Consider the following 21,124-nt stretch of genomic DNA (forward strand, 5'->3'; position numbering starts at 1 on the left):
TAACTAACTGACCTGAAAGATGATGAAGTGTAAGATGTGCATGCTACTGGTCTTGATGCTGCCCTTATTGATGCGCGGGCAAGCGCCCGAGCGCTGGACAGCCACCGAGATTTACCAGGGTATTGAGAAGCTGAACTTCCTGGGTTCTGCCCTGTACGTAGCCGCTCACCCGGACGATGAGAATCAGCGCCTGATTGCCTATCTCGCCAATGAATACAATGCCGAAATGGCTTACCTTTCTCTGACAAGGGGCGATGGCGGGCAAAACCTGATCGGCCCGGAAATCCGGGAACTGCTTGGCGTCATTCGTACACAGGAACTCCTGGGGGCTCGCCGTATTGACGGGGGCAAGCAGATGTTTACCCGGGCGAACGACTTTGGCTATTCCAAGCACCCCGATGAAACGCTGGAAATCTGGCAACGGGAGGAAGTCCTGGGCGATGTGGTTTGGGCTATCCGCAAGTGGCAGCCGGATGTGATCATCAATCGCTTTGATCACGAGTCAGCCGGGCGTACACACGGGCACCACACTTCTTCGGCGATTTTATCCTTTGAAGCCTTTGATTTGGCAGGCGATCCTGAAGCATACCCGGAACAACTGGACTACCTGGACCCCTGGCAGCCCCGCCGCTTGTTTTTCAATACTTCCTGGTGGTTCTACGGCAGCCAGGAAGCTTTCGCGAAAGCGGATAAAACCAACCTGATGAGCGTGGATATCGGCGTTTACTATCCAATGCGCGGTAAGTCGAATAATGAGATTGCCGCTGAGGCGCGGAGCATGCACAAATGTCAGGGCTTTGGTGCGACGCTGCAGCGAGGCACCCAACAGGAATACCTGAAATTGCTCAAGGGCGATATGCCTGAACAAAAAGAAAACCTGTTTCAGGGCATTAACACGACCTGGAGCCGGGTGAAAGGAGGAGAGGCCGTTGGCGCGATACTGGAACAGGCCCTGGAAAACTTTACTTTCGAGCAGCCTTACAAAGTGGTGCCCTACCTTCTGGATGCCCGCAAAGCAATGGACGGGGTAGAAGAGGGGTACTGGAAGCGGGTCAAGTCCAAAGAGCTGGACGAGCTCATTCTGGCCTGTATGGGGATGTACGTGGAAGCTACTGCCGAGGATTACTCCGCCACCCCGGGCGAAATGATTGAGCTGACGATGGAGGCCATCAATCGTTCGCCGGTTAATGCGCGGCTCAAATCGGTGACTTACGAGCCGGTGATGACAGATACGACGCTGGCACTGGAACTGGAGAACAATCAGCAGTATGAGTTTTACAAAAAGCTGGAACTGCCTAACGATATGAGCTACACTAATCCATACTGGCTCAATGAAGAAGGCTCCCTGGGCATGTACAAAGTGGAAGATCAGCAGCTGCGCGGGTTGCCGGAAACGCCCCGGGCTTTGCAAGTGGCTTTCCATCTTGAGATCGAAGGTGTACCCATGACCGTCATCCGGGATGTGGTGTACAAGGAAACGAAGCCCTCACAGGGGGAGACCTACCGCCCCTTTGAAGTGACGCCACCGGTGTTCGCCAATATTGCGGAGAAGGTATATGTGTTTGCGGATGAAAAGCCTCAGGAAGTGGCAGTCCGCGTCCGGGCAGGCAAGGATGAAGTGAAAGGGCAGTTGTCGCTGTCCTTACCAGAAGGCTGGCGGGCTGAGCCTGCAAAAGCGGCATTTGAAATTGCGGTCAAATCCGGAGAGCAGGTCGTTACCTTCATGCTTTATCCTCCCGCTGAGCAAAGCGAAGGGCGTATTCAGGCGGTAGCTACCCTGGAGAATGGTAACGCTTATACTAAAGGCTTGAATATCATTGCCTACGATCATATTCCCACGCAAACTGTCATGCTGGAAAACAGTGCCAAAGTGGTGAAAGTAGATATAGCCACAGCCGGTAAGCAGATTGGCTACCTCATGGGAGCCGGTGATGAGATCCCAAACAGCCTGGAGCAGATTGGATATGAGGTGACCCTGCTATCGGATGAAGATATTACCCTGGAGCAATTGCAGCAGTATGATGCTGTAATATTGGGCATTCGGGTGTATAACACCAATGAGCGGATGGCTTTTCATCAGCCGGTACTGCTGGACTATGTAAAACAGGGCGGCACCCTCATCAATCAGTACAACACCACCTGGAACCTCAAGGTGGATATGGAAGACATTGCGCCTTACCAGTTAAAAATCAGCCGGGACCGGGTGACTGTGGAGGAAGCAGAGGTGCGTATGCTTGCGCCTGACCATCCGGTGCTCAACTGGCCGAATAAAATCACGGCTTCTGATTTTGAAGGATGGGTACAGGAAAGAGGGCTGTACTTCCCTAATGAGTGGGGCGATGAGTTCACGGCGGTCTTGTCTAGCAACGACCCCGGCGAAGACCCTAAGAATGGCGGCCTGTTGGTGGCACCCTACGGTGAAGGGTACTACATTTATTCCGGTTATAGCTGGTTTCGCGAGTTGCCGGCAGGGGTGCCCGGTGCCTACCGCTTGTTTGCCAACCTGATTTCTATTGGGAAGGAGAACAGATAGGGGGGATCAGGAAATAACAACATTCAAAATACAGAAGGCCCGGTCACCGTTGACCAGGCCTTCTGTATTAAATTTGTATCGCGAAAGGGCATTAGTGAGCCGCAGGATGTTGTCTTGTGATTTGCTGAAAGATTTCTTCAGTGCTGATGTTGCCAATCAGATCGGTATCCTCTTCGATTTCGGCAGTTTGTTCGGCCTCTTTGACCCGCAGTTTCGGATTGACAAAGGCGTAGTCCATTTCATCGTATTCGTAGATCGACCAGCGGCCCCACTTGTATTCCAGAGCAGTCAGGCTTTCCACCCAGTCGCCGGAGTTGAGGTAAGTAACCTGATGGCCGTGTGCTTCCTGTGACCGCATTTGTGCCCGGTGGATGTGCCCGCAGACCACGTAGTCGTATTTTTGCTCTCCGGCCAGCTGTATGGCCGTATCTTCAAAATCAGAAACAAATTTGATGGCTTCCTTAACCGATGATTTTACCCGCTTGGCAAAAGACATACGTGGTTTGCCCATGGCCATACGCACTTTATTGATAAAGCGGTTGAGCATGATAAGCCAGTCGTAGCCCTTGCCGCCGATTTTGGAAATCACGGGCGAGTACTTAATGAAGAGATCGAAGATATCTCCATGAAAGATCCAGTAGGTTTTGCCGTTGAGCTGAAGCAGGAGCTTGTCGCGCAGATGGATATTGCCGGAGGAGAAGTCAGAATAGCGGCGCAGCGCATCATCATGATTGCCGGTGATGTAGTAGACCTTGGTGCCTTTGGCTGCCATCTTCAGGATGCGTTGAATCACCTGAATATGCTCTTTAGGAAAGTACCGCTTGCGGAACTGCCACATATCAATGAAGTCTCCATTGAGGATAAGCGTGCCGGTCTTGATACTTTTGAGGTAATTGAGCAATTCTTTGGCGTGGCAGCCATAAGTGCCAAGGTGCACATCTGAGATTATGACAATATCTAATTCCCGCTTCATATTTGCCTTTGAATCTGCATGCCAGCGTATGGAAAATCCCAAAAACTGACGTTTATAATGAATTGGGTGCAAATTCCGGCTTATATGTAAAGTAGGTGTAAAACGGGAATTATATATGTTTTAATCTTTTGCCTGACTGTAGGCGCAAAAAGAGCGTTAGGAGTGGCTTTGGCCAGGGAGCCGGGGAGGGAAGCATTTCGATTTTACTCCGCTCCCCGGTATCTTTTCAGGCCGCAATCTCTATTAGACTTGATGCGTCGGGGATCATTGCAGGGTTAAAACGGCTCTTTCCTTCCCACGCTATGCCTTTTTTCAGTCACTTAGCTCAGGCTAGGCTCTTAAAAACCCCGGTACGTACCGGGGTCGTATGGTTGAAAATAGCTCATTTTTCCCACTACACTGACCCGATGCATCAAGTCTATTCAGTAGCGGCTGGCGCAGGGCCTTCCACTTTCTTCAGGATGCGGGTATACTTGGAACGCCGGGTGGTATCCGCAGCCAGAACAAGCTCTTCGCTGGTGAGTTTGGTAATCTTGTTAGGGATTTCCTGTGAGCCCAGGTTCATGAATAAGGTTTTGGCATCCGGGCTCATATCCCAGGAACCATTGAGTGTGGCACCGTTTGGCGTCGTAACAAGCATTGAGCCATCCTCCTCAAAAATAAAGGCATCATTTTGGTACATCATCACGAAGCGTTCCAGAGCAACCTGCTCCTGAGGAGAAGGCTTGGTCTTCTGGAATTCTTCACTCATGCGGGCCGGGTCATATTGCCATTTGCCCAGTAACATCTTTTTTTCCTCATCGTTGTTGCTGCAAGCCGCAAGCAAGGCGATCAACGCCACAAAAGCAATCTTTTTCATGGGATAAGTGATTGTTAGTTAAACATTAGAGTGGGGTGTCTGCCTGCTTTTTTCCTGCAAAAGGAGGCACGTACGCCGCAAAAGTAGGGTCTGAAACGGAAACATCCATCATTCCCACCTAAATATTTGCCTTAGTAGTGGGGCAAAACCAGTTGGGTATTTTATTTTTCGAGAAGCCCTTTACTTAGGAAACGACTTTTCTGATGTTCTTGCGGTAAGCCCGTGGGCTGAGGTTGGTGATGTGCTTAAACTGCCGGTTGAAATGCGATAAGTTGTTGAACCCGCTTTCAAAGCTGACTGCTGCAATTGTCATGCTGTCATCCCCAAGCAGTCGGCAGGCATGAGCGATGCGGAATTCATTCACAAACTGGCTGAAGGTTTTGCGGGTGAGCTTCTTGAAGTACCGGCAAAAGGCAGGTACCGTCATATTGGCCAGGCGCGCCGCTTCATCAAGGTTGACCTCATCCTTGAAGTTGTGCTGTACATAGTGGTAGATCGCTTCTATACGGTCCTGGTCCTGTGTGTTGACCTCCAGTGCAAAACCGCTGGCGTTCAGCATTTCATAGTCTTTGGCTTCCGCCATTTCCTGTAGAATGTGCAGCAGTGTAAGCAGGCGGTCAAAACTATCCTGCTTAAGCATAGACTTCAGTTGTTCGCCCACCCGGTCTTTCACCGGGCCACTGAAGGAAAGCCCCTGCCGGGACCGCTGAAAGAGCTGCTTAATGGCTTGCATTTCAGGCTTTTTCAGGAATTCGACCCCCAGAAAGTCTTCTTTCATCTGCACTACAATCTCGGTATGTGCCTCAAAGACCTCTTCCGTAAACCCGAAGTGTGGGAGGTTGGGCCCCAGGAAAATCAGGTCCCCGGATTCAAAATAGGAGATATGGTCCCCGATATGCCGTTTGCCTTTACCCTTGGAGATGTACACAATCTCGTACTCCGGGTGGAAGTGCCAGTTAGGATGATTACAGTCATCGGATTCGTCGAAACTCTTTAAAGTAAAAGAGCTTCCAAAAACCGGTTCTATTTTTTCAAGTGCAGCTTTCATGCTCATGGTTTATCAGCTTGGGGCTTTCCGCAGTATAATTTGGTCGTGTGGCAGGGCTATGGGCGGGAACAGCCACATAGCTGAGGGAAAAAATGGTTGGTTGTGCAGAGAACGCTGTTTGTCCTCTGTTTTATATTGCTAATACAGTGAGAAATTAAGAAAAGTTCAGCCTTTCACAAAAAGTTAATATGGTATTGATATTGGTGAAAATGGCGGAAGAATGGTTGTTGTAACACCAGTACCTTTGCACCAGTAAATTTGAAAGAAGACTATAGTTTCATACACTGTTTTTGAAAGTGGTGGCGATCCCTTGGTTAGGGGGGCGTCACCATTATTTTTTGAATGACTTACCAATTGTCCATTTTCTAAGTAATTTTGTCTATGATCAAAACCCTCAAAACGTTCGCGTTTCATATGCCCAGCCTTTCAGTGGGGCTGACTTTTTTTACACTGAGTATGCTTTTTGGCAGCTGGCTGGCCCGGTTGCCTGAGGTGCAGGCCCGTTTGATGTTGTCTGAGGGGCAGCTTGGGCTGGCGCTTCTGGGCCTTCCAGTTGGGGCACTGCTCATGATGCCGCTGGCCGGATGGCTTTCCGCCCGGTTGAGCAGCGGGCAGGCGATGACGCTTTCCACTTTGCTCTTCTGTGGCGTATTTCCGCTGCCTGCCTTCGCACAGGGGCCCTACAGTTTGTTCGCCGGGCTACTGCTTATCGGCTTCGTGAACAGCTTTATGAATATTTCCATGAATGCGGCAGCGGCAGCGGTTGAACGCCATTACCACATCGCCATAATGTCGGTTTGCCACGGTATGTTCAGCCTGGGAGCGATGGTCGGGGCTGGGAGTTCCGGCCTCATTGCCTCTCTTGGGGTTTCTCTTCAGGTACACCTGATCACGGTTGCACTTCTGATGGTAGGCTTGCACCTGCTATTGCGCCCGGTCATCCATTCTCTGCCCAGTGCACCCGCGGAGAATAATGGCCTTTCGATACCACCCCGTGCGTTACTGGGGCTTGCTTTCATCGGTTTTTGCATTATGATTGGAGAAGGGGCGATTGCCGACTGGAGTGCCATTTTCCTCCGCAAGGAACTGCAGGCGGGCCCGTTTATTGCCGGGCTGGCCTATGCCGGATTTTCTATGGCGATGGCTATTGGCCGCTTTATGGGCGATGGTATCCGCTTGCAGCTGGGGCTGGGCAAGGCTGTTACCATGGGCAGCCTGTTAGGAGCTGCCGGGCTTTTGCTGGCTATTTTGGCACCATTGCCATCGCTGTCAGTACTCGGTTTTACAATCGTGGGGCTTGGTTTCTCCACGGTGGTGCCTCTGCTGTTTAGCGCTGCGGCAAATACGCCCGGCGTGAGTGCAGGCAACGGTATCGCTGCAGTGGCGAGCTCAGGGGTCATCGGCTTTCTGGTCGCTCCCCCCCTGATCGGGTTGATCAGCGACCACTTTGGGCTGGCGCTGGGACTGGGTTTTGTGGTGGTCCTGGCTGTTCTGGCCTCTGTAACCGCTCGTGGTATAAAGGCTTAAGACTGCCTAATCTATAACGCATTCAGCAGTGAGGTGTCAGACAGGGCACCCCACTGCAGGTCCGGGTCGTCAGCCAGGTGTGGGTATTGCCGTTTCAGGAACTGCGTGTACAAAGCTTCGCCATCCTGTGCATTCCCCTTTTCCTGATCGCCAATACCGAAAAACCGGCGATTGTCCGACAGGTCGCAGAGGTGTACCTTGTCGAGAGACGTCTGGAAGTAGTTGTTCAGGGCATCCTCCAATGACCCGCGTATAGAGCTGGGAATAATACTTGGCAGCGGCTTGATGATAGCGTTCACCAGTACCCCCACTGCTTTTTTCGGGTAGAATTCGTCATTGAGGAAGTGGTCAACTTCCCGGAACCAGCCCTTTAGCAATTCTGTGATTTCTTCCCGGTTGAGGTTGATGTATTCCTCACTGGTCAGCAGTACATCGGCGATGAGATTGGGGTAGTCGGAAGAGTCAGTCAGGACTTTGATGTCTCCGCAGCCTTCGGCAATGCAGGCTTCTACAAAGGGGCTCCACAGCACCAGTGCATCAAGGGTGTCGTCCTTTATGAAGCGTTTGGTGAGAAGGTCCAGGTCGGTGTGTTTTTGTGGAATGGCTTCCACTTCTTCTGTTTTTATCCCATGTTCCTGTAGCACATACTTCAGGAAAGTATGAGAAGGGGAGTCCTGAGGGTATAGGATGCGCTTGCCGCGGAGGTCGGCTACCGTTTCAATACGGCTCCTGGACAAAATGGCATCGGCACCGTTGGACCAGGAAGCCTGGTAGAAAACCTTGGGCGACCACTCCTTGATCTTATCGGCTACGTAGGGCAGGCGGTCGATCGTGCACCACATCATATCAATCTGCCCGGCTTTGAAGTCATCGCAAAGCTGATCGAGGTGGTCATTGAGCTCAAAGTGGACCTCGCGCCTGTACTTCTGGAAAAGTGGCGTATTTTCATTTCGGGCGAAGCCACCGTTGTACATGATGCTGGGTATGAAGCCGATCCAGGTAGGCAGGGCGATTTGTACGGATTTGGCATTAATGCGGGCAATATATTCCTCCAGAGACTGAGCAATGCTTTCGTAGACTTTGCCCCGGTCCTTATCGGCTTCCGGCAGCTTGTCGAATACCCTAAGGTTCTCAATATCGAAATGCTGGTCGTAAATATCGTCCCAGCCATAAAGGTGGTTGAGCAGAATAGGCATAATGAAGCGCTCCTCTTTTCGGTAGGCATCGCTGTCGCTAAATCTGGCGTAGGTAGTCAGTAAGTCCCGTACTTCCTCGTCTACGATATCGTCGTTGACAAATTCAGGGCTAAAAAGTAGGAGCGTAATATCTGCCCGCTTGAGCTCATCCTTGAGCTGCCGCTCTACGGAGCCACCTATATCAATGTCAGTGGCAGTCCAGATGTGTACATTCGGGTAGCGGGCATTGATGCTGGTGAATTGCTTTTCCAGCTCTTCCCAGGCTTCCTGGTCGGCTTTGGCGTAAAGAACGGCAATGTGGATGTTGGTGCTGCGGTCCTGCGTCTCTGGTATCGGTTGTATGGGCATAATTCTTAGTGTGTTGTGCTTTATTCGTAGTCTTAAAACGGCGAAAAGCAACGCTCGTTACGCTTTCAAGGGTTAAATTAAGACTTTTTTAATTTATCAGCAGATTGCCCTGAACTGTTACTGCCAAAGGATAGTTTTTTGATGCTTTCTCTACTGTCAGGTTGATAGGTTACTCTTTATCCCGTTCTGCCCGCTCGCTCAGGATTTCGACCAGCTTGAATAAAGTCTTTTGAAACTGTAGCACCTCCAGTTCCGTGAGCCGGCTGTCGTTGAAGGATTCGATGATCGTTTTGGGGATTTCCTCTGCTTCCGCTTTTAGCTGTGCGCCGGTTTCGGTGAGTTGGACCAGTACGCTGCGCTCGTCTTGAGAGGACCGCCTGCGGCTGATGAGCCCTTTCTGCTCCAGGCGTTTGAGCAAAGGTGTGAGGGTATTGGATTCCAGGTAAAGACGGCTGCCAATTTGGTTGACGGTTTGCTTCCCGTGCTGCCAAAGGACCAGCATGACCAAGTACTGAGGGTAGGTCAGGTCAAGGGCCTTGAGCAAAGGGGCGTAAATTTTAGTCGTCATTCTGGAAGCAGCGTAGAGCGGGAAACAGAGCTGGTTCTCCAGATAAAGTGCCGCTGCGTTATCGCTCATGGTTACAACAGTTTTTTGATCGTTGACTCCATTTTTTCGGGCTTCGTGACCGGTGCGAAACGCTTCACCGGCTTTCCATTCTTGTCAATGACAAACTTGGTGAAATTCCATTTGATTTTTTTCCCAAACAAACCTTTGAGTTCCCCTTTCAGGTATCTGAAGATAGGGTGCGCGCCATCTCCGTTGACCTCAATTTTTGCAAACATGGGGAAGCTGACCCCGTAGTTAATCTCGCAGAACTCCTGAATAGCTTCGGCATTTCCAGGTTCCTGATTGGCAAATTGGTTGCAGGGGAAGCCCAATACGACGAGCCCTTCGTCCCGGTACTTTTGGTAGAGCTTCTCCAGCCCTTCGTACTGAGGCGTAAGCCCGCATTTGCTAGCGGTATTGACCACCACCACGGTCTTGCCTTTGTATTCTTCCATTTTGACTTTTTTGCCATTGAGTTGTTCGGCTTCAAAGCTGTAGAAATCCATATTGGGTAGATTTTAGCGGTTTGATTGATTGAATAAATATTTTAGTGCTCCGGTTGACCAAAGTGCCCACAAAATGAGTACAGGCTGAAAGAACAGGCGGATAAGCCGCTTGCGATCAGTGTCCAGCCCAAACGCGTCAATACCGTTGGTATACTGGGAAATATTGCCCGGGAAGATCAAGACGTAAAAGATTGCCAGCGCAATACCGACCTTGACCTTATGGCGGGTCCAGAAAATCATAGCCAGCCCGAACGCAATTTCCGTCACACCAGAAGCAAGTACCACAAAGTCCATAAAAGCGGGGTCGTTCGGTAGCCACCTCGGCACCTGAGCCTGGAACTCCTCCCGTTGGAAGGTAAGATGCCCTATGCCGGCCAGCCCCATGAGCAAGCCCAGAATGATACGGAATACGTTTTGAAGTGTTGTTGTTTTCATTTGGATCGATTAAGATTAAATCGTGTGCGATGTAAATGTAAGGATGTTTTTTTAACTTTTCAAGGATAAGGGTGAAATCAGCCCTTTTAATCTGCAATTGGCAGTGATTCGGAAGGGGGATTAAGCAGAGGTTCATAGATTTTCTTCAAAAAAACCTATTTTCGTAGCTCTACTAAAACCTCAGTAAAGATGAATATTCGAAACCCACACCTGTTGATAGGCTTCCTGTCAGTCATTATCGGATTTTGCGCATGCTCCAGTCCTTCCTTTGAAGACCAGATAAGAAATGATATTTTATCTAAAATGGCTAGTGGCATTTGTGATAGTATCCCGGAAGGATCCACTATTTCTAATATCCAGATCGGAGAAATAGTAGATATTGGCATGCAGGGCATGACAGATGTAAGCATTTCCTTCGACTATGAGCATAAAGGAGACCGAAAGCATCATGAATCGGCAATGCTCTACTTGAAAAGAGGACGCAGTTATACCCTGGCCGCACTAGGTGGGTGTGAGTATGAAATGGAATAAGTCCTGTCGTCTCATTTTTTGAGGCGGTTGTCTAAGCTTCCTAAATGAGATTAGTCAAATATTTCACATTGTGCCCGTGCAACAAGACCGGATTGCTTCCAGAAAACTTGACTATGAGCGAGACAAGGATGACGTAACTGCATTCCTGATCCGTAACCAAGCCTATCTGATCTATCAGGATGGGCGGGATGTGGATGAAGCCACAACAAAAGAAGTGTTTTATGGCGAACTGCCTGCTACACATACTTATGAGGACAAACAGATCATAGGTTATTTTCTTAACGGAGAACTGATAGGGCTGGTCGATATTTTAAAGCACTACCCAAAGCCAGATACCTGGGTGATAGGGCTAATGTTGATAGAAGCGTCTAAGCGAAGGCAAGGCATAGGCCGGATGATTTATCAACAAACAGAAGCTTATTTGCTTGGCAATGAAGCAAAAGTCGCCCGTCTAGGCGTATTGGAAGACAATATCGTTGGTAAATCCTTTTGGAAAACCAACGGCTTTCTGGCGACCGGAGCATTCCGGTGGCATGCTGATAAAAGGAAGATACTGGTATACGAAAAAGTGATTGCCTGAAGCGGTTTTGGGATGGGTACCATGTTCGAATTGCTCAGATCTATATCAATGCAGGAATCAATGGAAATGAGGCTATAATTGTAATGATTTGTTTAAGTTGCTCTATCTGAATAGTTAATATTGAAGACATGAAATCGCGCTATTTTCTGCTTTTCCCCATTTTGTGCTGTTTTGTTCCCGGCTTTGGTCAGAATTACCGCCCGAGTCCTGTTAAAGCCTACCTCTCACTGACTGGGGAGGTGAACCTATTGACTTTTTTTATAAATACGGCCTACGACTATTGGGATGAAGAAGAAGTGGATTTTTACTATGAGGAGTTACTGGAAAGCCAGAAATGGCTGGAATGGCAGGCCGATATTTGGGGACAGGAGCTGGAATTTAATAATGATGCCTTCCTGGGAGATAATAAATCAACGGTGTACCTTGAAAAAGTGTTACGAGGTTCCAACCCGGAGTCAACCATTGGGAAAATCATGAAAGAAATTGGTTTTAAGGGGCTGGATGACTTTTTGGAGTACTACCAGTTTGACTTGGATACCAGAAAGCTGAAAATTGTCCTCTTCGTAAAAAGCAACAATCGGAGTCATGCTTACAACCGGTGGTCGGTAAAGGAAATGGACCTGGCGGTAATCTACTGCCGGAATACGATCGGGATGATTACGGGAAGCACCGTGATTGCTCACGAGATTCTTCATCAGTTTGGTGCCTGGGATTTGTATTATGAATTGGGCAGAAGCCAAACCAGAGAGACTTCTGACATTATCAGGGAAAAGTACCCAAATTCGATTATGAGGCGGACTAGTGGCAATGAAAACACACTTGAAGTAGATGAAGTGACTGCCTGGAGAATCGGCTGGGGAGCTTTTCAGAAAGAGTTCAGGAGGTACGACCCGGTAGTCAATAGCAAGGAGCGGGTCAAAGAGTATCAGGATTATCAGTGGGCTAGACGTAAGTCGTTGATACATTTCAACTTGAAAAAAGAAAAAAAGGGGCAAAAAAATTAGACGACTATATTCCTCAGAGGGGATTTGAAGATCTTTTCGGAAAAGTAATGAAGGGGGAGGGTACCAAAGCCAACCCACTCCTGAGCCTGCGACTACTTTTTATGCCCCGCTTCCGTTTAACCAACTCTGTTGGGCCGGGCCACGGCATCAAAGCAGAAGGATCGTACCATCAGGCATTCGAAAAAAATGGATTGACATAGGCGCTTCTTCTTCACCGCCCTCGGCAGGGAAGTGGGGAGAGCACTAGATTATTTTATTAGGCTTAGAGAAGGGAGCTGTAAAAACGAATAAGACCCTTGATCCCATTCAGGACCAAGGGTCTTTTTTGCTGCTTTTGCCATTCTGCTTTGCCGCTTTGGTATCTGAAGGGCAAAGATTCAGGCAAAAAGCCTTGTGGAGAATACCGGAGTCGAACCGGTGACCTCTTGCATGCCATGCAAGCGCTCTAGCCAGCTGAGCTAATTCCCCTGCTTTTTAGCGAATGCAAATATAAGGGCTTTTTGGAAAAGGTGCAATAAGCCCGCTAATTTTTGCGCTCGAAAATCACTACGTAGTCGCCAATATTGGCCACCTCCGTATAGTGGGCGGCCCGGTAGGCGGCAAAGCGCTCCGTTTCAACCGGATAGCGGAAGACCATGAAGCGGGGGGCAGCAGCCTCAATTTTCGCCACTTCTTTCTCTACGTCTACCTCCATAGCTTCGATGTGTTTGTCCATCCAAAACAGAGAAGGGTGGACATAAGGGACAAGCGGAAGACGCCGGGTCATGAAGTAGATCGCCTGGTCCTCCTGTGTGTAGATAAGGTCGCCGGGCTCAAGGTGCTGATTGAGGTATTGTGCAGCATAACGGACATTATCCGGGCGGTCGAGGTAGTCTTTCTTTTGGAGCAGCAGGTGGGTGACAAAGAGTAAGCCCAACAAGGCATAGCCAATCCGGGGATGGCGCATCCAGCGCAGCCACCGGGGCACCTCCTGCCGGGGCAGCCCAAAGAATTCCCCGGCCAGGTAGCTAAAGGGCAGCATAAACTGAATGAAATAATGCCCAAATGCATTGCCGGGAATCAGCACGGAGGCCAATACAAAGCCAGACCAGATCAGCCCAAACTGCCGGACGGGCAGCTTGACGCTTTTGTGCCATAGCCCTACAACAAATAAAGCCGTTACGGGCAAAAACCGCAGAAAGAACTCAAAAAAGAAAACGATATAATGCAAAAAGGTGCGGGAGGAAGGGTAGCGCCCGGCTACCGTGATCGAGTTAAACCAAAAGCGGTCGAATTCTCCAATCTGGTAATAGTAGCCGACCACCAGGGCGAAGGGGATGGCCGCACCCAGCGCCATCGTCAATGCCTGACTCAGCGCTTTGACCACGTTGCCTTCCCGGCGTAAAGACTGGAAAATGAGGAAGGCTCCGAAGGCAAGCCCATCAAAGAGTACTACGTATTTAATGACGAAGCCAATGCCCAGCAGTAGGCCGGCTCCCAAAAAGGCAACATAACTGCGGTATTTAAAAAAAAGCAAAAGTGCGCCTGCCGTGAATAGGTTGAAGTAAGTCTCCGTGTTGGGGGAAACACCGTAGCGGGTATATAGTGAATTAAGGATAAGGTAAATGATACCTGCCGATAGCCCTGCCGCCCAGTTGCTCCCCTGTATACGCTTCGCGCGGTAAAGCAAAAAAGCCGTTAGGCCCAATACCAGGGCTGCAACAAGCCGGTAGCCCCAAATGGCATGACCCAGCACGGATTTTAGGACGGCGAGCACTAAAAAAATGCCGATGGGCTTGGTGTCAATGTAATCCACTTGGTAAGTATAGCCCTGTGATACGGCATCCGCGATGACCAAATAAGTGGACTCATCGTGATCAATGACCGAGGGGAAAAAGGAAATCAGGCGGATGGCTACTGCCACCAGCAGCAAAATACCTAAAGCCTTGATAGAGTCGGAAAGTTGCAATGTTGGGTATCGTTCGTTTTGTGGCTAACAATGGAGCGACAAATATAGGACAATTAATCTGCTTCCCAATCCCGCATTTTTCGAAGCAGCAAGTCAATCCTCGCAACAATATCTTTTTGCTCACGGCGCCTGAGCTGTGCAGCCTTTCGGGCGAGTTCTTCGTTGCCAGACCGATCCTGGTTCAGCTCTTTCAGCACATCCGCATAGTCTTTTGACTCCCAATATCCGCTTTCGTCTTCCACCTCCAGGTCGTGCAAATATTTTTCCTGTAGATAGCGCAGTAAACGGATTACAGCAGCGTGCATCTCCGGCCCGGCCGATTGGGTATGCACCGTAATCCAATTTGGCGTAACGGCGTAATTGTCGACCGCACTAACCGCCACCTGTAATGGAGAAGTCAAAACACCCGAAGCGCTAAAGCAAAAGTAAAGCGGGGCACAGTCTTGGTGAATCTGCAGAATAACACCCTTCAGGCCTGATTCGCCCACAACATCAGGCAGCCCGGCACTATTGCGCTCCAGGCGTGCGTCTGGCTTGCGGTCCCAGTGCCCGTCAAGTACCTGAGTAGGCCAGTGCATAGACTTTCCGATATCTTCCAGTTCACTGAGCAGTGCCGCGGATTGCCGTTTGTCCGTCAGGGTGCCCCTGTAGTGGATGCTTAGCCCCATACGTCAAATCGTTTGCAGTTTAGGCACACGCCGGGCAATTTGCTTAGCGATAACTGTGCCGTGGTCTCTTGTATTCTCGATGAAGAGCGAATTGGTTTTCATGCCCGCACAGACCACGCCTGCCAGAAAAACATTGGGCAGGCTGGTTTCCAGGGTTTCCGGGTTGTGATTGGGCACCCGTGCTTCGTCCTCTGGTATTTCGAGCCCAAGACTGTATAGCAGATCATAATTCGGGCGGTACCCCGTCATCGCCAGCACCCAGTCGTTGTCCAGCTCCACTTCGCCTACCGGTGTTTGCAGAACCACTTTATCCGGGTGAATGGATTGTACTGTGCTGTTCCAATAGGTCGGAATACTGCCCTCTTTTATGCGGTTTTCAATATCCGGTTTGATCCAGTACTTTACACCTTTATATATGGCATTGCCCCGAATAGCCATGGTTACTTTTGCCCCTTTGCGCCAAAGCTCCAGCGCCACCTGACATGCAGAATTAGCTGCTCCAACCACAAGGACTTCCTGTCCGACATAAGGGTGAGCATCATCGTAGTAGTGCTTGACTTTGGGAAGGTCCTCTCCAGGTACCTCCATCATATTGGGGGTATCATAGAAACCGGTAGCCACAACGACCGCCCTGGCCTGATAGGTGCGCTTTGAAGTCGCTATTAGATAACCACCTGTGCCATCGGGCTCCATTTTTGACACGGGCTCGTAGGTATGCACATTGAGGGACCAGGCTTGCTGCAGGCGCCGGTAATACTCCAGGGCTTCCCGGCGGGTAGGCTTCTCGGTATGAGAGATAAAGGGGACATCTCCAATTTCCAGACGTTTAGAAGTGGAGAAAAAGGTCATATTGTCCGGGAAATTATAAATAGAGTTGGCAAGCACCCCTTTTTCAAGCACCAAATGGCTGAGCCCCTCCTTATGTGCCGCAATGGCACAATTGAGCCCGGTCGGTCCGCCGCCAATGACGATCAAATCGTAACTTTCCATGATTGTCTTTTAATTTTTCGACAATCATTCAACGCAGTAAAGGGGGGCAAGGTTGATGGGTTAGGGGATGACCTGCCGCAGAACCCTCTTAAAAAGCCCTTCCGGCTTGACTGGCTTTACCACATAATCATTGATGCCAATCGACTGGCACCGTTCCTGCTCCTGTTTTGACTCATTAGCGGTAAGCGCAATGATAGGGGTTTTGCACTGGCTTCTGATTTTGATGGCAGCCTGTATGCCATTTAGTACGGGCATTTCGAGGTCCATCAAGATAAGATCGTAGTCTTTTTTGGTGGCCATTTTAACCCCTTCAAGGCCATTTGAAGCCACATCTACGGTTACCTTATCCGACCAATTTGTCAGCATTCGCTTGGTGGCCAGGCGGTGCAGGTCGTGGTCTTCCACCAATAGGATATGGAGCGGATCTGTCGGCTTTTCAGGCAACGACCTGGGCTGTTGTTCAGGTGTACCGATAGGCAGCTCAATTTTTATTTCGAACTTCTGGCTGGTCTTCCGAACCGGCTTGAGCTGCCCTCCCATAATGGAGGTCAGTTGTTTGGAAATGATCAGCGGGAGCATTCGGCTAGACTCTACGCTATGATCCTTAATGATTTCCTCATCCTCTATCATTTCTTTGGCTTCTTCGAAGTCGAAATCATCGGATTGGAACAAACATCGGATCAAAAGCTCAAGGTTGGCATTCCGGCTACCACGTACCCCCAGCGAAAGGCGGATTTGGGTATCCGGTACTGTGAAGTTGACGGCTAGTTCTATCGCATTATATATGAGTTGGGTGAGCCGCTGCGGGTCACTAATAATGATATCAGGTAATTTTTGAGACACGTCCAGCGCTAACTCGCTTCCAGATTTTTCTGCTCTGATTTTAGAGATGTCCAGGATGGTTTTTAGCATATTCGAAATCTGAATCTCCGAATAGCTCAGGTTGACTTGCTCGGTACGAAGGGTGCTGAGGTTTATCCAATTGTTAAGTGCGAAGCTTAGGTCTTCCAGAGAGGATTTAATGCCTCTGATATATTCTTTTTGCTGGGCCTGGAGCGCTGTTTCCTCCAATAGGTAGATGAAATTAATAACAGAGGCAATGGGCGTCCTGAGATTATAGGAAAAATCTGAAAATAAGACTTTGGCATTTTCATGTGCAGGACCATCCGTCCGATGCCCAGGTATTTGCGTAGAGTCATCTTTATCCGGTTTGGGCGGCTCTTCCGGATCAGGCCTGGGGCCCCCATCGGTATCAGTTTGAGGCAGTGATGGCTCAGGAGCTTGATTGGATACATCCTGAATACTGCCAAGCAGCATCATTTGGCTATCCTTTTCAACATAGCTGACTTGCGCATTGACCTGCACGTGGCGGACCTTTTTATTATCGATGACAATCCGGTGATTGATCGTGTGTGGCTTGCCGTCGCTCATCGCCTCTTCGAAGAACTGCTCTACCTCTGTGCGGTCATTTACATGGACGTACTTTAGGTATTCGGAAAGGGAGGGCAAAAAACTGCCGGGGTGAAACCCGAAGAAGCGAAAAATCTCGTCATCCCAGTGCATGGAAGTATCAACCATGTTCATCTCCCAACGGCCAAACCTGGCGATCTTCAGGGCCCTTCGGGTGCGTTCCTCGTTCTTGCTGAGGTCATCAGCTTTTTTCTGTAGCTTGGATTGCGTGGCAAAGCGCTGTAGGGAGTAGTTGATGGTTTTGACAAGCAGGCGGTGGTCAAAGGTGCCCTTGACCAGGAAATCCTGAGCGCCGGCCCTTACGGACTGAATGCCCATTATTTCATTTTTATAACCGGTCATGACAATAACCGGGGTATTGGGGGCCTTCTCTCTAAATTGCTGCAAGGTTTTAAACCCTGTAACGTCTAGCAAATTTAGATCGAGCAGTACGATCTCAGGTGAGCATTCCCACAATTTTTCCAACCCCTCGGACAGCGAGTCCGAGGTGAACAAGGTGTGCTTATAATTGGCTTCTTTGAGTAGTGCTTCAAGCAGCGCAATGTCTGACTCAGAATCCTCAATGACCAAAATTCTCGTATTGTTATTGCTCATAACCATTAACCGCTTCTTTCATTCCTCCCATTCGCCTGTTCCTGAATAGGGTTCGGGGTTAAAAATAGCTTTGGAATCTGGTGGGCAGTACGTCTGAACGTCTCCTTACTGCTTTGAAAAAACTGAATCAGGAGGAAACTGCCGAAGTGGCCGCCATGGTTCTGACTATCCACATCCAGATCTCAAATGCCGATTAAGTGCATTCAAAGGAATGCTAAGTAGTGTTTCACGGTAAGTATACAACCAAGGCTGTTTCCCTGACTGTAAAATAACTAGCTGTTTCCGGTTGTGTTGGGTTGTAACCGGGGGCTTTAATAATCGGCGGGACAAACCACTACAAGATCTCCTTTTAGGAAACCTTGGTTGGTAAAATTGTAGTAGATAACCAGAAGTCTTCTATCTTATGTATGATTTCAAAGAATTTATCGAAGTCGATAGGCTTATTGATAAAGCAGTTGGCGTGCAGGTCGTAGCTTTTTAAAATATCTACGCCAGCATTGGAAGTCGTAAGCACAACAACGGGCGTCCGCTTCAGTGTTTCATCAGACTTGATGACGCCGAGGACTTCCCGCCCATCCCATTTAGGTAGGTTCAAATCCAGCAGGATGAGGTCAGGTAGGGGAGCATCCTCGTAAGGAGGCTCCTTACGAAGGTATTTTATGGCTTCAATGCCATCGGTAACGACATCAAGCTTGATATCGTTTTTACTTTCCCGAAAAGCTTCTTGAGTAAGCCTTACATCCCCCGGATTATCCTCAATTAAGAGGATATTGTGTGCTTTTGTTTTGTTGACCATATTGCCAATTTCAATAATTGGGTCTTAGCTTTGATCCGATTCTCTGATCCGATGCATCCGGCATTCAAACCTGCTGTACTGTAATGCATTTTGAAAATTGGAACACCGCGTAAGCCTTTGTCAATTACTTGTACTGTTTACTATCGAGCTTGTTTCAATTCTTGTACTGTAAAGTTAGGATTATTTTGATAAAATAATGAATACGGAGGTGCTTAATTAGGGTTTTTCCTGTCACCTTTTCTGAACTGTTGGGCTTACAGTGAAACATCAGAGGGCCAAAACGGTGCCGTTCAGGTCATTATTAATTTTGAATATAGTCTTCTTCCCCCTTTTGGGAAACCTATTGCTTGTCTATCTTTGCCCAAACATCTTACCTTTTATGCTTGAAATTAAAGCACTCCGGGAGGCCTTTGAAACTTACCGCCAACAGTATGCTTTTTCGCAGGAGCCACAGGGGCTCTACGAACCAGTAGAATATATCATGTCTTCTTCCGGTAAGCGGTTGCGGCCGGTCCTGGTGCTAATGGGAGGCGCTCTGTTTAAAGGCGACACGGCCTACACCCTGCCCGTCGCTATGGCGGTGGAGGTTTTCCATAACTTTTCTCTGGTGCACGATGATATTATGGATGAAGCGCCCCTTCGTAGGGGCCGCCCCGCTGTGCACACCAAATATGGGTTGAATACGGGCATCCTTAGCGGTGATGTCATGCTGATCTATGCCTATCAGTTCCTGTCAAAAGGGGGCAAAACCGAAAGAGAAATTGCAGCCCTACTGGACGTTTTTAACGCTGTGGCAATTGAGGTGTGTGAAGGGCAGCAGTTTGATGTAGACTTTGAATCCCGGAATGATGTCACAATTTCGGAATATATCAATATGATAGAGCTCAAAACAGCAGCCCTTATTGGCGGTAGCCTTCAAATGGGAGGAATTGCTGCCGGAGCCCCTCCAATGGCTCAGCATCAGCTCCGTGACTTCGGGCGCAATATTGGCATTGCCTTTCAGCTTCAGGATGATATTCTGGATACTTTTGGTGACCCCGAAAAGTTTGGTAAGCGGGTCGGTGGCGATATTCTGCAAAACAAAAAGACGTTCCTTATTCTAAAGGCCCTTGAGCTGGCTGATGGAGAAACCTACAAGACCCTGCATCATCTGATGACGACAATGCCTCAAGACGAAGCCAGCAAAGTCAGCACGGTCACGCAAATCTTGCGGGAACTCAACATACCGGACTGGGCAGAAAGACAAAAACAGCAATATCAGGACCTGGCCTTTACCGCACTCGATCAACTGAATGCGCCCCAGCAGGGCAAGCAACAACTTCGCTCCCTCGCGGAACAACTGCTGGTGCGGGAGTCTTAACGCTCCCAAACGGGCAAAAGAAAAGGAGCAACCACCGTAAAGTGGCTACCCCTCACACTATGAAACACTATAAATTAGTAAGCTTGAGGCAATGGAATGTAATGCTAAATCATGTCAGAATACACGATTTGGCGCACAGCAATGCCATAGATGCTTTTGAGAATTCAAAAACAATAAGCATTTAGTGCCCAACTAACAGGCACCTATGCGATAGACCTAAATTGATAAGGTGATTACCACAAACCGGAAGGAAGGCCGGGAGGGTAACAGCCTCTGTTTGTTTGATGTGTAGTTTTCTGGACTTGCGAAACTGTAGTGTCCACAGCTTCATTCCAAATGTATTAACTAATATTAACAATTACAAGAAAATTTTGCCATTCCACCATTCCTGCTCGATTGTGGCTGCTTTTTTCCTGTAAAAATTGATGGCTGGCTCATTCCAGTCCAGCACCTGCCACTTCACCAGCCGGCAGCCTTTGTCTTTTGCGGTCTCCAGAAAGGCGTCGAACAGGGCCTCTCCAATTCCTCTGCGCCGGTAGGCAGCCTGAATAACGAAGTCCTCGAGGTAAAGCATTTTCCCCTTCCAGGTGGAGTAGGTCATATAGTACAAAGCCATTCCAACAACCGCTTCCTCCTGCTCTGCAACCAGCACCTCAAAGACGCCTTCCCGGAAGTCTCGCTGATAGTCCTCCAGCGTGGCTGTGAATTCATGGGCCGCCTTTTCATATTCAGCCAGCTCCAGTACAAGATTGTGAATGGCAGGCAGGTCCTCTGCAGTGCCTGGACGGATATTGATCTGCATAATGGGTTATCTAATGATCTCAAATTGCTGGAAATCAGTAATGGGTTGTTCTTCCACTTCCACGGATTCGACGTAAGCTTCCGAAGGGCCTTCCCCGCACCAGTCTATCCACTGTTGAAGATTGGCATCGGGCCCCTGTCCAACAGCGGAAACGGTACCATCCGGCTCGTTTTTCACCCAGCCTTTTATACCGAGCTGTTGCGCCTTCTCACGAGTGGAGGCTCTGAAAAACACCCCTTGTACCTTGCCGGTAATCCGCAGTTTTACTTGCCGCATAGCATCGTATTTTGCAGGTAATATACAAAAAAGGGGCTGCGCAAGGCAGCCCCATGAGGATTGAGGTCAGGGC

21 protein-coding genes and 1 tRNA gene are annotated in these 21,124 nt (G+C 49.2%); 6 read left to right on the forward strand and 16 right to left on the reverse strand.

Annotated features, from left to right (window positions below; genetic code table 11):
- Nucleotides 1-19: 19 nt before the first annotated feature.
- Nucleotides 20-2,533: a PIG-L family deacetylase gene (locus tag MRY86_RS05855; protein WP_293569631.1), complete on the forward strand. Its 2,514-nt coding sequence runs from the start codon at nucleotides 20-22 to the stop codon at nucleotides 2,531-2,533.
- 91 nt (nucleotides 2,534-2,624) lie between these two features.
- Here the strand turns inward: MRY86_RS05855 and MRY86_RS05860 are convergent, their stop codons facing one another.
- The 4 genes from MRY86_RS05860 to MRY86_RS05875 form a co-directional block, all read right to left on the reverse strand.
- A complete protein-coding gene (locus tag MRY86_RS05860) occupies nucleotides 2,625-3,506 on the reverse strand; it encodes a UDP-2,3-diacylglucosamine diphosphatase (RefSeq protein WP_293569633.1) in 882 nt (293 codons plus the stop codon).
- A 418-nt stretch (nucleotides 3,507-3,924) separates the two neighbouring features.
- Nucleotides 3,925-4,365 (reverse strand): hypothetical protein, encoded by a 441-nt coding sequence (locus MRY86_RS05865; RefSeq protein WP_293569635.1) that lies wholly within the window; start codon nucleotides 4,363-4,365, stop codon nucleotides 3,925-3,927.
- 184 nt (nucleotides 4,366-4,549) lie between these two features.
- Entirely contained in the window at nucleotides 4,550-5,413 is an 864-nt protein-coding gene (locus MRY86_RS05870) for an AraC family transcriptional regulator (RefSeq protein ID WP_293569637.1), read from the reverse strand.
- A gap of 183 nt (nucleotides 5,414-5,596) precedes the next feature.
- The gene (locus MRY86_RS05875; RefSeq protein ID WP_293569639.1) at nucleotides 5,597-5,827 is read right to left on the reverse strand and encodes a hypothetical protein; all 231 of its coding nucleotides are present in this window, start codon (nucleotides 5,825-5,827) and stop codon (nucleotides 5,597-5,599) included.
- Here MRY86_RS05875 and MRY86_RS05880 point away from each other — a divergent pair, their 5' ends adjacent.
- Nucleotides 5,828-6,940 carry an MFS transporter gene (locus MRY86_RS05880; protein ID WP_293569641.1) on the forward strand — a complete coding sequence of 371 codons (1,113 nt, stop codon included), beginning with the start codon at nucleotides 5,828-5,830 and terminating at the stop codon, nucleotides 6,938-6,940.
- 11 nt (nucleotides 6,941-6,951) lie between these two features.
- Here MRY86_RS05880 and MRY86_RS05885 read toward each other — a convergent pair whose 3' ends face one another.
- The 4 genes from MRY86_RS05885 to MRY86_RS05900 form a co-directional block, all read right to left on the reverse strand.
- On the reverse strand, nucleotides 6,952-8,484 hold the full coding sequence (locus MRY86_RS05885) for an ABC transporter substrate-binding protein (protein WP_293569643.1): 1,533 nt from the start codon (nucleotides 8,482-8,484) through the stop codon (nucleotides 6,952-6,954).
- Between the two features lie 169 nt (nucleotides 8,485-8,653).
- Complete coding sequence (locus tag MRY86_RS05890) at nucleotides 8,654-9,121, reverse strand: MarR family transcriptional regulator (protein WP_293569645.1); 468 nt, start codon at nucleotides 9,119-9,121, stop codon at nucleotides 8,654-8,656.
- A gap of 2 nt (nucleotides 9,122-9,123) precedes the next feature.
- Nucleotides 9,124-9,597 (reverse strand): glutathione peroxidase, encoded by a 474-nt coding sequence (locus MRY86_RS05895; protein ID WP_293569647.1) that lies wholly within the window; start codon nucleotides 9,595-9,597, stop codon nucleotides 9,124-9,126.
- A 12-nt stretch (nucleotides 9,598-9,609) separates the two neighbouring features.
- Complete coding sequence (locus MRY86_RS05900) at nucleotides 9,610-10,032, reverse strand: hypothetical protein (RefSeq protein WP_293569649.1); 423 nt, start codon at nucleotides 10,030-10,032, stop codon at nucleotides 9,610-9,612.
- 189 nt (nucleotides 10,033-10,221) lie between these two features.
- On the opposite strand from MRY86_RS05900, the gene MRY86_RS05905 reads away from it, so the two are divergent.
- The 3 genes from MRY86_RS05905 (at nucleotide 10,222) to MRY86_RS05915 (ending at nucleotide 12,147) form a co-directional block, all read left to right on the forward strand.
- Nucleotides 10,222-10,563 (forward strand): hypothetical protein, encoded by a 342-nt coding sequence (locus MRY86_RS05905; RefSeq protein WP_293569651.1) that lies wholly within the window; start codon nucleotides 10,222-10,224, stop codon nucleotides 10,561-10,563.
- 70 nt (nucleotides 10,564-10,633) lie between these two features.
- The gene (locus tag MRY86_RS05910; protein ID WP_293571060.1) at nucleotides 10,634-11,143 is read left to right on the forward strand and encodes a GNAT family N-acetyltransferase; all 510 of its coding nucleotides are present in this window, start codon (nucleotides 10,634-10,636) and stop codon (nucleotides 11,141-11,143) included.
- A gap of 128 nt (nucleotides 11,144-11,271) precedes the next feature.
- Nucleotides 11,272-12,147, forward strand: a complete 876-nt coding sequence (locus tag MRY86_RS05915) for a hypothetical protein (protein ID WP_293571062.1) — start codon at nucleotides 11,272-11,274, stop codon at nucleotides 12,145-12,147.
- 394 nt (nucleotides 12,148-12,541) lie between these two features.
- Here MRY86_RS05915 and MRY86_RS05920 read toward each other — a convergent pair.
- From MRY86_RS05920 to MRY86_RS05945, 6 genes are all read right to left on the reverse strand, one after another.
- Nucleotides 12,542-12,615: transfer RNA gene (locus MRY86_RS05920), tRNA-Ala, on the reverse strand.
- 55 nt (nucleotides 12,616-12,670) lie between these two features.
- On the reverse strand, nucleotides 12,671-14,095 hold the full coding sequence (locus MRY86_RS05925; RefSeq protein ID WP_293566809.1) for a glycosyltransferase family 39 protein: 1,425 nt from the start codon (nucleotides 14,093-14,095) through the stop codon (nucleotides 12,671-12,673).
- Between the two features lie 53 nt (nucleotides 14,096-14,148).
- Nucleotides 14,149-14,763 (reverse strand): hypothetical protein, encoded by a 615-nt coding sequence (locus MRY86_RS05930; RefSeq protein WP_293566808.1) that lies wholly within the window; start codon nucleotides 14,761-14,763, stop codon nucleotides 14,149-14,151.
- Between the two features lie 3 nt (nucleotides 14,764-14,766).
- Nucleotides 14,767-15,753 carry a YpdA family putative bacillithiol disulfide reductase gene (locus MRY86_RS05935; RefSeq protein WP_293566807.1) on the reverse strand — a complete coding sequence of 329 codons (987 nt, stop codon included), beginning with the start codon at nucleotides 15,751-15,753 and terminating at the stop codon, nucleotides 14,767-14,769.
- 60 nt (nucleotides 15,754-15,813) lie between these two features.
- Nucleotides 15,814-17,817 carry a response regulator gene (locus tag MRY86_RS05940; protein ID WP_293566806.1) on the reverse strand — a complete coding sequence of 668 codons (2,004 nt, stop codon included), beginning with the start codon at nucleotides 17,815-17,817 and terminating at the stop codon, nucleotides 15,814-15,816.
- A 349-nt stretch (nucleotides 17,818-18,166) separates the two neighbouring features.
- Nucleotides 18,167-18,613 carry a response regulator gene (locus tag MRY86_RS05945; protein ID WP_293566805.1) on the reverse strand — a complete coding sequence of 149 codons (447 nt, stop codon included), beginning with the start codon at nucleotides 18,611-18,613 and terminating at the stop codon, nucleotides 18,167-18,169.
- A 379-nt stretch (nucleotides 18,614-18,992) separates the two neighbouring features.
- On the opposite strand from MRY86_RS05945, the gene MRY86_RS05950 reads away from it, so the two are divergent.
- On the forward strand, nucleotides 18,993-19,973 hold the full coding sequence (locus MRY86_RS05950) for a polyprenyl synthetase family protein (RefSeq protein ID WP_293566804.1): 981 nt from the start codon (nucleotides 18,993-18,995) through the stop codon (nucleotides 19,971-19,973).
- 358 nt (nucleotides 19,974-20,331) lie between these two features.
- Here MRY86_RS05950 and MRY86_RS05955 read toward each other — a convergent pair whose 3' ends face one another.
- Entirely contained in the window at nucleotides 20,332-20,775 is a 444-nt protein-coding gene (locus tag MRY86_RS05955) for a GNAT family N-acetyltransferase (RefSeq protein ID WP_293566803.1), read from the reverse strand.
- 6 nt (nucleotides 20,776-20,781) lie between these two features.
- On the reverse strand, nucleotides 20,782-21,051 hold the full coding sequence (locus MRY86_RS05960) for an acylphosphatase (RefSeq protein WP_293566802.1): 270 nt from the start codon (nucleotides 21,049-21,051) through the stop codon (nucleotides 20,782-20,784).
- Nucleotides 21,052-21,124 lie beyond the last annotated feature (73 nt).

This window comes from Phaeodactylibacter sp. (assembly GCF_022763345.1).
Taxonomy (GTDB): domain Bacteria; phylum Bacteroidota; class Bacteroidia; order Chitinophagales; family Saprospiraceae; genus Phaeodactylibacter.

Bases quoted from the DNA above. Each gene is read 5' to 3' on its own strand.
- MRY86_RS05855 (WP_293569631.1), top strand. From the start codon at position 20: ATGATGAAGTGTAAGATGTGCATGCTACTGGTCTTGATGCTGCCCTTA.
- MRY86_RS05860 (WP_293569633.1), bottom strand. From the start codon at position 3,506: ATGAAGCGGGAATTAGATATTGTCATAATCTCAGATGTGCACCTTGGC.
- MRY86_RS05865 (WP_293569635.1), bottom strand. From the start codon at position 4,365: ATGAAAAAGATTGCTTTTGTGGCGTTGATCGCCTTGCTTGCGGCTTGC.
- MRY86_RS05870 (WP_293569637.1), bottom strand. From the start codon at position 5,413: ATGAAAGCTGCACTTGAAAAAATAGAACCGGTTTTTGGAAGCTCTTTT.
- MRY86_RS05875 (WP_293569639.1), bottom strand. From the start codon at position 5,827: ATGAAACGCGAACGTTTTGAGGGTTTTGATCATAGACAAAATTACTTA.
- MRY86_RS05880 (WP_293569641.1), top strand. From the start codon at position 5,828: ATGCCCAGCCTTTCAGTGGGGCTGACTTTTTTTACACTGAGTATGCTT.
- MRY86_RS05885 (WP_293569643.1), bottom strand. From the start codon at position 8,484: ATGCCCATACAACCGATACCAGAGACGCAGGACCGCAGCACCAACATC.
- MRY86_RS05890 (WP_293569645.1), bottom strand. From the start codon at position 9,121: ATGAGCGATAACGCAGCGGCACTTTATCTGGAGAACCAGCTCTGTTTC.
- MRY86_RS05895 (WP_293569647.1), bottom strand. From the start codon at position 9,597: ATGGATTTCTACAGCTTTGAAGCCGAACAACTCAATGGCAAAAAAGTC.
- MRY86_RS05900 (WP_293569649.1), bottom strand. From the start codon at position 10,032: ATGAAAACAACAACACTTCAAAACGTATTCCGTATCATTCTGGGCTTG.
- MRY86_RS05905 (WP_293569651.1), top strand. From the start codon at position 10,222: ATGAATATTCGAAACCCACACCTGTTGATAGGCTTCCTGTCAGTCATT.
- MRY86_RS05915 (WP_293571062.1), top strand. From the start codon at position 11,272: ATGAAATCGCGCTATTTTCTGCTTTTCCCCATTTTGTGCTGTTTTGTT.
- MRY86_RS05930 (WP_293566808.1), bottom strand. From the start codon at position 14,763: ATGGGGCTAAGCATCCACTACAGGGGCACCCTGACGGACAAACGGCAA.
- MRY86_RS05935 (WP_293566807.1), bottom strand. From the start codon at position 15,753: ATGGAAAGTTACGATTTGATCGTCATTGGCGGCGGACCGACCGGGCTC.
- MRY86_RS05940 (WP_293566806.1), bottom strand. From the start codon at position 17,817: ATGAGCAATAACAATACGAGAATTTTGGTCATTGAGGATTCTGAGTCA.
- MRY86_RS05945 (WP_293566805.1), bottom strand. From the start codon at position 18,613: ATGGTCAACAAAACAAAAGCACACAATATCCTCTTAATTGAGGATAAT.
- MRY86_RS05950 (WP_293566804.1), top strand. From the start codon at position 18,993: ATGCTTGAAATTAAAGCACTCCGGGAGGCCTTTGAAACTTACCGCCAA.
- MRY86_RS05955 (WP_293566803.1), bottom strand. From the start codon at position 20,775: ATGCAGATCAATATCCGTCCAGGCACTGCAGAGGACCTGCCTGCCATT.
- MRY86_RS05960 (WP_293566802.1), bottom strand. From the start codon at position 21,051: ATGCGGCAAGTAAAACTGCGGATTACCGGCAAGGTACAAGGGGTGTTT.